This is a genomic window from Candidatus Rokuibacteriota bacterium (assembly GCA_030647435.1).
Taxonomy (GTDB): domain Bacteria; phylum Methylomirabilota; class Methylomirabilia; order Rokubacteriales; family CSP1-6; genus AR37.
In genome coordinates, this window is record JAUSJX010000091.1 from 1 (window position 1) to 12,852 (window position 12,852).

The window sequence follows — 12,852 nt, forward strand, 5'->3', positions numbered from 1 at the left end:
CGCCAGGAGGCTCATGTGCGCTGTGCCTGCGGCTGCTCCAGCGGGGCTGCGGCGTGCGGGGCTGGGGGCCTGATGGCCTGGGGACGGGGGTGCGGGCACGGGGGAGCCAGGGCGCATAGGGCCTTCATGTTGACTACGGTCCGCCCCGGCGGGGTCGGGGCAGAGCCAAAATTAGGATCCTATTCCGGCATGGCCTGCACGGACCTGGAGATGCAACGCAGCATCGATGACGAAATCGTAGCAGTACCGAACCTCGTCGATCGTGGGCGGGTTAGTGCGCCGGCGATTGACGTGAAAGACGGCCTCATCCTTGCGAGGGTCATCTTCCGTTATGTGGGGCGTGAGCTCGAGGAAGCGTCGGTAGCGTTGGAAGTCGATGCCGAGGGTCAAGATTTCGAGTGTACGCTCGATAGCCTCGACCGCTTCGATGACACGATTGACGCCATCTGCGACTTCGTTGATTTCGCCCTGCAACTCGTTATTGGGATCCCCGCGTCTCCCGCTCCGGGCGAGCCGGTGCATGTCCATGTGCAGGTGGGAAGACGGGAATCGATGGGAGCCGAGCGGATCCTTCGCATAGGTGCGAAAGAGTCGATAGCCTGCCAAGGCGATCTGCTGCAGCGCGGACTCGAGCTGATGCTCCGTCATCAGCTTGTCGGCGCGTATGAGGGCAGCCTTTGCAATATCGAGGGTCACGAGTTCCGCGAGCGAGACTTCCGCGAACGCGAGGGGCCGAAACGCGCGCGGCGTATTGTCTTCGAAGAAGGTGGTCACGTTGACCCTCGCAGATTCGATCTCCTCGGGAGAGGGGAAGATCCCTCGGTGCTTGAGGCCGACACGGACGTCATTGAACCGCTTGAGGGGTCCTATGGGACTCAGGTGGCATCCGGCTTGCGCAAGCAGGCTCCAGTATTCCAGGAAGTCAGGACCACGCGGTTTCACCTGGGCGCCGGAATGTTCGACCGCCAAATGCAGAAAGGCCTCGACGGCATCGTGAAACGTCAGGATGGAAGCGGCCGCCTCCAGCGGAGATGGCCTACGAGACTGGGCCAGTGCCTGCCTGTAGAGATACTTGATAAAACTCAGGCGCCTATGCAGATCGACCGCCGAGAGCGGCATAGCCTCCGCAGGCTACCACTCGACCGACGATCAATCAATTCGAGTAACTGGGGTGGTCGGTGAAATCTCTGCGGCTTGGCTTGGACCCTGTCGCTGCCGCTCGACGCCCTCACCCAGACCTTCGTGGTCTTCGGCAAGCGCGGCAGCAGGAAGACCAGCTTCGGCGTGCGGCTGGCGGAGCAGCTCTACGCCGCGGAGCTTCCCTTCGTCATCCTCGATCCACGATCGGGTGGCGCTCGTCGAGCCGGTGCCTGACGCCGACGCCCTTGACGCTGCGCAGCCGCTCGGCGATGACGTCGAGCAGGTGGACGAGACGGGTCGCGTTGCACGGTGGGCCGTGCACGCGGACGGCGCGGATGCCCTGCCCGCTGTCAGTGGCATGCCCTGGGAACGGTGCACCCTGAGCCCACGGCCTGCCCAGTCTGCAGGGCAGTCTGCGAGGTCGACAACGACTCGCCGAAGCTGCCGGCCTGCCCGGCGTGCGGCACGCGCGACACGTGGGAGGCGCGGCAGGGCGGACGTTACCGCGGCATCATCGGGGCGATCGACGGCTGCCCATCCCTCGAGGCGCTTGCGGCGCTTGGCAGGCGGCTCTACGCGCTCGGGCTCACGTGCGATCAGGCGGGCGTCGCGTGGTCGCACTACCACCTGCGCAAGCAGGCGTTGGAGGCGCACGTCGCGCTGGGCAGACCGGCCCGCGCGCTCCTGGCCGCGGTCGAGCACGCCAGCCCGCGCGCGCTCGGTCGCGTGGGGGCGCGGCTCTACCACGTGCAGCACACCGACACGCGGACCGTCACGGCGCAGGAGTGGCGGCGGATCTGGCAGGCCTACCACGCGCGCCGAGCGGCGGCGGTGTAGTCGCGCCCGCCACGACGCGCGCGGCCGGCCGGCGCGCGGTGATGCCGTCGGTCGCCGGCGGGGCCTTCGCCGTGCAGGATACGGCGCACGGCTCGGCCCCGGTGACCGGCGCGGAACGCTGTGCCCTCGCGCTCGGCGCGGCCGTCGGCGTGCAGAAATTCCCGCACGCCTCGGCCGCGATCATCCGTTACACCACGGTTGGCGTTGCCGATCGGGTATTTTCGGGTGACCCGTCAGGCGGTGGCGGCCTTCCTACGGGAAGACGCGCGGGAGCAGGATTGCGGAACGGCCGCCCGGAGGTAACGAAGGATGCTTCGCAAGTTCATATCGATCAGGAACGTTGGTCGGTTTCTGAGCTACGGTGCCTCCAATGATGTCGAGCTCAAGCGCCACACCCTGATCTTCGCTGAGAACGGCCGCGGCAAGACGACCCTCTGCGCGATTCTCCGCTCGCTCCAGACGGGCGAAGCGACGCTGGTGACGGGACGCACCACGCTCGGCGTCGCCGACCCGGCCGAGATCAAGATCCTTCTGGCAGACGGCTCGACCGCGACGTTCACCAACGGCGCGTGGAACACCCCCGTCCCCAATCTCTCGATCTTCGACGCCACCTTTGTGGTCGAGAACGTCTATTCCGGAGAGGCCGTCGAACTCGATCACAAGCGCAAGCTCTATGGCGTTATCGTTGGCAAGCAGGGCGCGGATCTCGCCCGGCAGATCGAAGACCTGGATACCGCCAGCCGCGACAAGAGCGCGGAGATCCGCGACAAGCGTGCGGGGGTCCAGGCCCTCGCGCACGGCTTGACCCCCGAGGCATTTGTCGCGCTGCCGGCTGACCCGACGATCGACGGCAAGATCGCCGACCAGGAGAGAGGGCTGGCCGCCGTCAGGCAGGCGGATCAGATCAAGACCCGCGCGGCTCTTTCGACGCTGACGCTCCCCGCCCTGCCGGCTGGGATCGCTGGCCTGCTGGCAAAAACGATCGAGGGTGTCGCGGCCGACGCCGAGCGGCACGTGACTGCGCAGATCGGGGCCCACGCCATGCACGACCGGGGCGAAGCCTGGCTGTCTGAGGGCCTGGACTACGTCCGAGGCGAGGCCTGCCCGTTCTGCGGGCAGGCACTTGAGGGCGTGGCGTTGATCGCGATGTACAAGGCGTATTTCAGCGAAGCATACAACTCCCTTCGCCGCGAGATCGCGTCTCTCCGAGAACAGGTCGACACCGCGCTCGGTGACCGGGCGATCGCGGCGGTCGAAAGAACCCTGGACCAGAACACCGCGGCCGTCGAGTACTGGTCGGCCTACTGTGAGATCGCCACTCCAGCGATGGTTCGCGGGACAGGGGATAGCATCCGGGCGCTCCGGCAGGCAGCGCTTGCCCTTCTGGACCGCAAGGCGGCTTCACCGCTCGAGCCCATTGCTTCCGGTGACGCCCTCACCGCCGCACAGGCCTCTCTTGCCGGCCTGCAGGAGGGGGCCGCCGCCTACAACGCGACTGTTGCCTCGACGAATGCAGTCATCGCGGCCAAGAAGGCCGCCACCCAAGCGGCCGACATCCGAACCGTCCAGAACGAGCTGACCCGCCTGCAGGCGGTGAAGGCTCGCCATGAGCCGGCCGGCGCTGCCGCCTGCCAGGAGTTCGAGGCGACGCTCGTCCAGAAGGACGCGATCGAACGCGACAAGGCTACCGTCAGGAAGAAGCTCGACGAGTACGCCCAGCAGGTGATGGGGCAGTACGAGAAGACCATCAACCGGCTACTCGACGAGTTCCAGGCGGGATTCCGCATCACCGGCACGGCGCCCAGCTACGCGGGGGGCGTGGTCAGCTCGAGCTACAAGATCGTCATCAACGACACGCCCGTCGAGCTGGGCAACGCCGACACCGCCCTCGACAAGCCGAGCTTTCGAAACACTCTGAGCTCTGGCGACAAGAGCACGCTGGCCCTCGCGTTCTTCCTCGCCCAGCTCGAGCACGACCCTGACAAGGCCGCGAAGTCGGTCATCTTCGATGATCCGTTCAACAGCCAGGATGCGTTCCGCAAGGACTGCACGATCCAGAAGATCAAGCGGTGCGGGGCCGTTTGCACCCAGGTCGTCGTGCTCTCACACGACCAGGATTTTCTGAAGAGGATCTGGGACCGACTTCCGCCCGATGAGCGGAAGTGTCTGAAACTGACCCGGGTCGGCCTGCGCGACACCACGATGATCGAACTGGACATCGCGGAGGCGACGCAGGCCGCCTACAAGGCGCAGCGCACGGTGCTGTTGGACTACTACCACGACAGCAAGGGCGAACCGCGCGACGTCGTCCAGAAAATCCGGCCCGTCCTGGAAAGCTACTGCAAGATCCTGGGCGGCGCCCTCTTCGCCGACGACGACACGCTCGGCGTCATGATTGGCAAAATCCGCAACGCCGGCGCTGGCCACCAGCTGCTGCCGCTGTATGACGACCTCGAAGACCTCAACGAGTATACGAAGCGGTATCACCACGGCGAGAACCCGAACGCGGCCACAGAGCAGATCAGCGACATAGAACTGCAGGGGAAGGTGAAGCTCACCCTCGAGCTCACAGGCGGGTGCTAGTCGCGAGATACCTGACCACACGCAAAGAAACAGCGGATGCCGGAGCATGCCGCTCGGCATGACGCCCCAGCAGACCAGCTCGGCGTGCCCGCGGTCCTGATCTCCAATAAGCTGCGAGGTATCCCGAACCGGCATCCACGGGTGAGCCCCAGGCGAAGGCCCCGCTTCAGCGCTATTCCTGATAGGATGCCCCCGAGTCCCCTCCGCCGCGAGATGATCAACCACTTGCACGGGGGGAACGGAGCCCAGAGGAGGCGCGTTCCGGCGGGAGGACTCACTGAAGGAGTGGCCAGCGGTCGGATCTGCTGAGCAGCCGATCCCGAGCCCGGTCGTCCAGGACTCGAGCACCCAGAGCCCAGAACACACGGCGTGAGCCGTGGCTCTGGGCTCTTGTGTTCTCGCCCGAGGAGATCGGGGATGGCGACGCCGGAGGAGGAGAGCCGCAAACTGCTGTGCCTCTGTGGCAAGCACCACGGCACGTTCACCGCGGAGGGGCTCGGGATCAAGTGTCGAGGCTGCGACGAGACGACTACCGTGCCGTATCGGATTAGCACGTTGGAGCAGGCCGTCGTCTTCGTCCAGCGGCGCCGAGGGCAGGCGCGCCGGCCCGACATCGGGCCCGGTGTACCAAAGAGCAGACACCCAGGTGTACGGAAGAGTGGGCATTGACGGATGAGCGCGAGCGACGGTAAGAACCATCTCGTTTGGATCGGGGCATAGCGGCCAGAGGCCCGCGGGATCCGTTGCTGAAGTAGTGCCCAGCGCCCAGCCCTCCGGGGCAACCCCTCGTGCGGCTGGGCGTTTCTCTGTCCACCGGTGGAGACCACCGGGACGACGGGAGCTGGGCACGGATGGCGGGTGCGGACCTTCCCTCCTTTCACGGCATCATCGGCCGGAGCGCGCCGATGCAGGCGCTCTTCCGGGAGATGGAGGACTTCGCCTCATCGAACCTCCCGGTCTTGATCCGGGGCGAGTCCGGCACGGGCAAGGAGCTCGTGGTCGCCGCGATCCAGCGCCTGAGCGGGCGACGCGCGCGAGGGTTCCAGATCATCAACTGCGCCGACCTCACGCCCGAGCTCCTGCGGAGCGAGCTCTTCGGGCACGAGCGCGGCGCCTTCACGGGCGCCGTGGGGAAGAAGGAGGGGCTCCTCACCCGCGTGGACGGCGGCACCGTGTTCCTCGACGAGATCGGCGAGTTGTCGCCCCGGGCCCAGACCATGCTGCTGCGATTCCTCCAGGCCGGGGAAGGCCTGGCCGTGGGCGCCACGCGCGGCACGCGGGTGGACGTGCGCGTGATCGCGGCGACCCATCGCGACCTCGAGGCGGCGGTCGAGTTCGGGAGCTTCCGGGAGGACTTCTACTATCGCCTGTGGGGGGCCGTCCTCGAGGTGCCGGCGCTGCGGGCGCGGCGGGAGGACATCCCGCTGCTCGTCGAGCACTTCCGCGTGCGGTACAATCGCGAGGACCAGCTCGCGGTCGACGGGTTCACGCGTCAGGCGCTGGCCGTGCTCGAGGCGGACCCCTGGCCGGGAAACGTGCGCGAGCTGGAACGGGTCGTACACCGGGCCATGGCCGTGCGGCGTCGCGGGGTGGTGCAGCCGGAGGACGTGAGGCTCCCTTCGCTGCGGCGGTCGCCGGCGGCGCCGGCAGCGACCGCCCGCGTGGCCGTCCCGGTGACCGCGGCGACGCTCAACCGGTACGAGGTCGAGGCCCTGCGGTTGGCGTCTACTGGTGGTGAGGTGCGCCGAGGCGCTCTGATGGCGCACTGTGGGATCTCGAGGGAAGCCGCGCGGCGCACGCTGGCCTCGCTGGTCGGGCGGAGGCTCTTGCGCCGGCTCGGCAGCGGGCGGGGCGCGTGGTATGTGCTACAAACGCCCGACGGGACGGTGGATGAACCGGATGAACACGCATCCTTGATCGCGGCCCGGCGCGGCGGTAGCCTGCCCGCAGCACCGATGGCCACGCGAGGACCCCGATGATCGTGTTCCAGGACGACCCCGATGCCATCTTCCTGGCCATCGTCGACGAAGCCCTGGCGCACACGCGCGAGGTGCACCTCGTCCGCTACCAGGCGCGGTACCGGCCGACGAGGGCGGAGCGGCGTGAGCTCGAGGCGGCGTACCGTGACCTGTTCCCGGAGCTGGTCCCGCTCTTCACGCGCCGGGAGCTCGTGCGCGTGATCGACCGGCTACGGAGGGCGAGCCGCGACGAGCGCCGGCGCTACGAGCTGACCGACTACCACTGGCTGGTGCTCTACTCGTGCCTGCAGCTCTACTGCGACCTGCACAACGACGGGGCCACCGGCGACCAGGTCGGCCCGTACGAGATCGAGCGCATCGACGTCGGCGCGATCGTGGACCGGTTCTTCTTCGACACCGACTTCCTGCTGGGGACGACCTTGCTCTCGGCCGAGGAAGCGGCGCCCGACCGCCTCGGCGTGACGCGGCAGGCATCGAAGATCGCCGCGCGGCTCAGGCCGGAGGCGAAGGATCTGCGCATGAGGGCGGTGGTGTCTACAGGGGAGAACGAGGGCAGCGGCGCGCCCGCGCGCCGGGTCCCCGCGAGCGGTTATGTCGGCCCGTATCCGCTTCGGGAACGCGAGGCGGGAGGGGAGGAGGACGAGTAGGGGCGACGACGCGCCGGAGCCGTTCGATGGGCGACCTGCGGCGACCGGCAGCCGGCAGGTGCTGGCAACCCTGAGGCGTGCCCAGACCTGCGCTCGACCTGGTGCGGCACGTCGGGGGCGAAGCCGGCGTTCGTCGGTGAGGTCGAGGGCGTCGTGCAGGAGGTACAGCGTGCGAGCGCCCGGCGTGAGCAGGCTCTGCCGCGATCCGCCTGCGGGCGCCGGGCCCGCCGGCTCGGCGCTTCACTGGCGCCGGCCTGAGCCGGCGTATCCATCTCTGGGCATAGGCAGGGCGGCGCGGGCGCGCTGCAAGGGCTGGATTTGAACCAGCGACCTTTGGGTTATGAGGCTAGTGCTTGCCCCGACGTCACCCAACGCCGTCCAATGAGAACGATCACTTAACCCGCCGCCGCCGGCCCCGCGTTAGGGCCGTTCTGGGGGGCGTTGGCACGCGTTCACGCCCAAACTACCCGTCAAATCCCACCCGGGCGAACCGGCCAACTAAGACGATTTTCTCACCGTGAGTGAGTGGACCAAAGTCACAGCGTTACCCACGTTCTTGCCTAAGAAGGGGCCAACGCTCTACACTCCGGGTCAAATGTACTATGTACGTTCACTCACCACCATATCGACCTATACCCCCCGCGACTTCACATCCGACTGGCGGTTCCTGGACTTTCGGGAGTTTCAGCACTCAAGCCAGCGTCGATTCTTGACCGAGCTGCTTGCCACCTTTGAGGCGTCCCTGCAGAGCACCCAGCGAACACAAACTGAATCCGCAAAGGCAGTTAGTCTACCTGTAGATCCCAACGATGTCTGGGCCTATATCGCCGACGCCGCTGCCGCGGTGGTAACGCAGCTTCACTATCGTTCCGTGCTCCAACCAACTTTCCTCAAGCGTGCCCTAGGCTATTGCCACTTCGTGGTGCAGCACCTTGGCTACGAGCCCCGCTCGCTTGACGCGCTTCGCGAGAGTGTTGTCGCGAGCCAGAACAACGTCATGCTTGTCGTGGGCTGTCAGACACCCACTCTCCTTTACTCTCGAGTCGATGCGGCCGCAAGGCTCTTGATCCACTTAAGCCCTTCGTTTCGAGTTGTATTTGCTGGTAAGAACCCTGGGGCTCCGGCCACCATTCCGAACGAGGCCCGCGAGATGGAAGTCTACTTTTCCTCACTCGTCGAGCGCGACCCGGTTCTCGATCACCATAAACGCTTTCGCGTCGAGGTCGAGTCTCAATCGAGCGACACGAAAACCAACTTTGCGCACTTCCTTAACAGCAGCTATCTGTCGTTGACAATGCCGAATCGGCTCTTTGTCGTTAGCTCAACCTTCCATTTGATGCGTATCGCGCAGGAGTTGGATAGATGGTCTGATGCGCTCGGTGGTCGAGGTGTTGTAGAGATTGTACTTGTCGGTGCTGAAGGCCTACATGATGACCACCAAGCGAAACAGGACAGGATGTACGTCAAGTCCATGGTCTACGAAGTCTTCCTAGACATGTTCAAACGTCGACCGCTCGACCGCCCAAGCTTGTAATCTGCGCGATTCTCGGGGTCAATCTCGACCGGCACCTCGCTCTTGTCCGCAGCGCTGCGGCGCCCAAGGACGGGGCGAACGCCGCCGGAGGGTGTTCATGTCTCCTCCAACCCATCAGCCGGACCCTGCCTGTCGGTCGAGTCGGGGCGCGGGGGGCCTCCCTCTTGCTTCTGCTCTCGGGGCTCAGCGCTTCGGGGCGCGGCCGCGGAAGGCGGGCTGTCGGGCGATGGTGTAGGATCGGAAACCGTGGACGCCGGTGGACGCGGGATGCCGCTTGGTGCCGCGTGGGGCCGGGAAGGAGTTGCTAAATCACTGCTACTTGGCGGTTCGGGCGTTACGAATCCCTTACCCTCCACCATGAAATCTTCGCGCGGGAAATCGCGTAGTTGTCTGTGCCAGCGGCTCCTCGGGCGGTCGGCGTCTGAGTAGGGAGATTATGTCACAGGGACGGGGCTCACGAGGGGGCGAACGCCGCGGGAGCGTGCTAATGTTGCCTACGCTCCGCCTAGCGAAGTCTCCGCGATGACCGCTCCTCACCAGCAACGATGGGCTCGCGTCGTTTTTCCTCTTCACGGAATACGCACCACGGCCCACTGGCAACGCGGCTTCGCCGAACTAGCGCACGTCTGGGGTTGGCAAGTGCGCCTCGATCGTTGGTATTTCGGCCGGTTCGGTATCATCCTCTTCTTGCTCTCATGGCAGCGTGCCGCTAAAGTGCGTTGGTTTCGCAAGACGTATCGAGAGGAAATGCAGGACAGAGAGGTGAAGGCCAGCTCGGACCAGCTTCCATCTATCGTGGCGCACAGTTTCGGCAGTTACATTCTTGGAAATGCCCTACTGAAGTACGACTTTGTTCGGTTCGATAAAGTCATACTATGCGGATCAATTCTTTCGTCCGATTTTCCATGGCCTGAGATCATCGCTCGCGGGCAAGTGCAGGCCGTCCGCAATGAGTACGGCACAAGGGACAGGTGGGCACGTCTGGTCAAATGGTTTGTCCGAGGAACTGGTCCATCGGGAATCTCTGGATTCCGTGCGCATCATACAAGACTAATTCAGGAGGAGTTTCACTACACACACAGCGAGTATTTTGATAAAAGCCACATGGAGGATCGCTGGAAGCCTTTTTTGGAACAGACATTTCCTCAAACACCGCGAGTCCAAAGACACATCCCTTTTCCGCGTGCCAATACGCCATGGGCACTCTATACCGGCTATCTAGCGATCCTTACCCTTGGGCTGCTTGCGCTCTTCACGGCCTGGTTGCATCAGCCCTCTATACCATCCAAAGGTACGTCAACTCCCGAATCTCACACTGATCTCAGTGTTGAGGAAGCTCGCCTCGCTATCGATGCCATGGTGAAAGAGTTCCCAGGGATGTCGTCTCTACGAGTGCTCTCGATCACCAGTCCGGTCAACGGCATATCAGCCGTGGCGATCAATCCGCCCTACCGAGAGTTCCCAAACGTGGTTCTTTTCCGTTTTGACGAGGGTGCAAAACGCTGGAAGCGGGTTTTCGAAGCGCTATCCCTCGGCATCCAACCCGAAGTATCAAAGCGCCTAGACCTGCATACGCTTGGCGAAGCGTTCGATATTGAGCAGACGACTTCGGCCGAAGAACGTGACTTTACGTCCGCTTTTAGCGCCGGCCAAGGTTGGGTGTCGATCGCATACAAACGGTTTGTTCACTTCCACCCATCGGGGCGTGAGACGTACTACATCGATAAACGCGAGTTCTCAAGACTTGCAGAGGCGCTGTTTGCCACGCGAAGATACAAGGACGACACATGCATACTCTTCGACGTGCCGGATCTACTTGAGGTGTCACTAAGCCACGACTTGGGGCGTTTCAAGCTGACTGCACGTACACTCAACGATCAACAGTGGACAGTCACCTTCACAGGCATTGACGGACGTGGGCACTTGGATCAAAAGTACATCCTCGCTGAATCCACTGACAAGAGAGCCTCGCGTTCAGGCGTAAGATCGCCAGGCGCCGTTTCTGCAGCTGTGAGCGACGCGCGTATGTGGGAGAAGATTCATGACGCAGCGTCGAAGCTCGATGCCCATGCTCCACTCGCTCGAATTGGGTTCTTCGATATCGCGTACCCCAGTTCAGCGGAAGAGTATGGTGCACTCGGAGGATTTGGCGTCATGTTGATTACGGTGCTGAGTCAGGACGAGGGCGAATTACCTGTCAAGAGAGTGTATTTTCGGCTTTCGGGGAAGTCGATCGAGCTACCTTTGATCTCCTCACGGAAGTCGGAACTCTCACCGGAACATGTCGATGTGAGCCGCGTCCTCGGTAAGTATCGAGCGGACGCGCTTTACGCATTTCCGATGAATCTTCGGGTTTCAAATGGCGACCTTGTCATCGATTTCAGTAGAGGCCGTCAGGGATTCGTTCTGGCGCACTTCCCCGTGCTACTTGAGGGTAAGGACCTCCCTGTTTCTGCGCCGTCCCAGAAGCAGCCATCGAAGGGAGCGTTATTGACAATCATCAAACGCGAATTCCCAATGTTTGTCGAATCGGAACGCAAGCCTTAAGTCGCGTGAACCGCTGTCTCCGGACCAGGAGCGCCGGTTCGCGTACACGGCAAATCAGGCCTGGGACGCTGACCGCGTGTTCGCCGACCTTCGCTCCGAACTGTACCCGATCTGTAACAGGTGATCGCCTAACGGATAGGGAAACCACACACCCGGCACACGAGCAAGAAACCCGTACCCTGACGTTCAACGTAGTGCGAGGCGGTGCCCTGGCAGAGGGCCACCGCGATGACTCGATCGCGGTACTGCCGGTGTCGGCTGAGGAAAGGCTCGAGGATGTCTTTGCGCGCGTCTCCCCTGCCCTGCCTCGCCCTCTCCCAGTCTAACGCCACCCCTGAAGCTGTCGCCTTCCACCTAAAAGTACGACATCCCCTCCCCTGCCCCGCTGCGGGGAGCCGCATTTTCCCTAGGCCTGTGGATAGACGGATTGCGACACTCTGTCGGTTTTTCAGTACAATTGCGACATGGCCTACCAATACAAACGAGAGCCACTGACCGGGTAAGCGTCCGGTGAGGAGTTGTCCCGCTCGCTGTTGAACTTGGCTGAGCGCGGCGGCAGGGCATCATACCCTCAGTTCACGGCGCGGAGGAGGGTACCGACATAGCGGCCCCCCTCGAGAAGATCGCTCCTGAGCCAATTGTGGCCCTCGCGTTTTCGCCGGCGGTAGCCACGATGACTCACGCGGCGCGCTCCGGGGCCTTCGCGGCGCCGAGCGCGGTCACGAGCACGCCCAGCTCTCCATGCCGCTTGATGCGCCGGAAGCGCTCGGCGGCGCGCAGCAGGCCGAGCCCGAGCCACCGCCGGCGCATGTCGCCGTCGCGCCAGCGCGTGATGTTCCGCGTGACGTGGCGCAGCGTCCCGATGAGATTCTCGATGCAGTTCGTCGTGGCGAAGAAGCGGCGCAGCATCGGCGGCAGCCCCAGCTTCAGCACCGTGAGCGTTTCCTCCAGCCCCTCGCGCACACTGGCCGCGGCGTCGGCGTGGCCGTTGCGCTCCAGCCAGGTCGCGAGCGCCGTCAGCTGCCGGCGTGCCGCCGCCGCGCCGGCCGCCTGATACGCCCGGCGCAGGGCGGCCCGGACGTAGGCCTGCCGGGCCTTCGGTACCAGGGCGGCGAGGTTGCGCCCCTTGTGCAACTGGCAGCGTTGGATCACTGCGGCGTCGCCGAGGACATCGCCGAGGGCCTTGCGCAGCCCCTTGCCCCCGTCGATCACGCACAGCACCCGCCCGTCGAGCGTGAGCCCACGGGCCAGCAGGTCCTGCAGCAGCTCGGTGCACACCACGGCGTTCTCCGTCGCGCCCAGGCGCAGCCCCAGCGGCTCCTTGGTCCCGTCGCGCGTGATCCCCAGGGCGACGATCACCGTCTGCTGCGCCACCACGACGCCGTCCATGCACAGCGCCACCACCTCGAGCCCCTCCAGGCGCCGCGTGAGCTGCTCCTGTAGTCGCTGCCGGGTCCGCCGCACCACGGTCCGGCTGACGGCGCTCTTGCTACTGCCGCGGGTGCGCCACCCGCTCGGTCGCGCCTCGAGACTGGCCTCGTACTGGCGCGTCGACACCCCGGCGAGGAGTTGCTGCATCATCCGC

At 64.6% G+C, this 12,852-nt stretch carries 10 protein-coding genes; 8 read left to right on the forward strand and 2 right to left on the reverse strand.

Annotated features, from left to right (window positions below):
• Positions 1-171: 171 nt before the first annotated feature.
• Positions 172-1,119, reverse strand: coding sequence for a hypothetical protein (locus Q7W02_16425; GenBank protein ID MDO8477747.1), 948 nt, complete (start codon positions 1,117-1,119; stop codon positions 172-174).
• Between the two features lie 75 nt (positions 1,120-1,194).
• Here Q7W02_16425 and Q7W02_16430 point away from each other — a divergent pair, with 75 nt between their 5' ends.
• The 8 genes from Q7W02_16430 to Q7W02_16465 all read left to right on the forward strand — a co-directional run bounded on the left by Q7W02_16430 (position 1,195) and on the right by Q7W02_16465 (position 11,267).
• Positions 1,195-1,374 (forward strand): hypothetical protein, encoded by a 180-nt coding sequence (locus Q7W02_16430; protein ID MDO8477748.1) that lies wholly within the window; start codon positions 1,195-1,197, stop codon positions 1,372-1,374.
• A 138-nt stretch (positions 1,375-1,512) separates the two neighbouring features.
• The gene (locus tag Q7W02_16435) at positions 1,513-1,977 is read left to right on the forward strand and encodes a hypothetical protein (GenBank protein MDO8477749.1); all 465 of its coding nucleotides are present in this window, start codon (positions 1,513-1,515) and stop codon (positions 1,975-1,977) included.
• A gap of 309 nt (positions 1,978-2,286) precedes the next feature.
• Positions 2,287-4,560 (forward strand): AAA family ATPase, encoded by a 2,274-nt coding sequence (locus tag Q7W02_16440; GenBank protein ID MDO8477750.1) that lies wholly within the window; start codon positions 2,287-2,289, stop codon positions 4,558-4,560.
• A gap of 417 nt (positions 4,561-4,977) precedes the next feature.
• Entirely contained in the window at positions 4,978-5,229 is a 252-nt protein-coding gene (locus tag Q7W02_16445) for a hypothetical protein (GenBank protein MDO8477751.1), read from the forward strand.
• A gap of 182 nt (positions 5,230-5,411) precedes the next feature.
• On the forward strand, positions 5,412-6,539 hold the full coding sequence (locus Q7W02_16450; GenBank protein MDO8477752.1) for a sigma 54-interacting transcriptional regulator: 1,128 nt from the start codon (positions 5,412-5,414) through the stop codon (positions 6,537-6,539).
• Positions 6,536-7,186 (forward strand): hypothetical protein, encoded by a 651-nt coding sequence (locus tag Q7W02_16455; GenBank protein ID MDO8477753.1) that lies wholly within the window; start codon positions 6,536-6,538, stop codon positions 7,184-7,186. Before Q7W02_16450 ends, Q7W02_16455 begins: the two co-directional genes overlap by 4 nt.
• Before the next feature lie 517 nt (positions 7,187-7,703).
• Positions 7,704-8,720 (forward strand): ElyC/SanA/YdcF family protein, encoded by a 1,017-nt coding sequence (locus Q7W02_16460; GenBank protein ID MDO8477754.1) that lies wholly within the window; start codon positions 7,704-7,706, stop codon positions 8,718-8,720.
• A 639-nt stretch (positions 8,721-9,359) separates the two neighbouring features.
• Positions 9,360-11,267: a hypothetical protein gene (locus tag Q7W02_16465; protein MDO8477755.1), complete on the forward strand. Its 1,908-nt coding sequence runs from the start codon at positions 9,360-9,362 to the stop codon at positions 11,265-11,267.
• 678 nt (positions 11,268-11,945) lie between these two features.
• On the opposite strand, the gene Q7W02_16470 is transcribed toward Q7W02_16465, so the two are convergent.
• A partial coding sequence (locus Q7W02_16470; GenBank protein MDO8477756.1) for a transposase occupies positions 11,946-12,852 on the reverse strand: 907 nt, incomplete at its 5' end.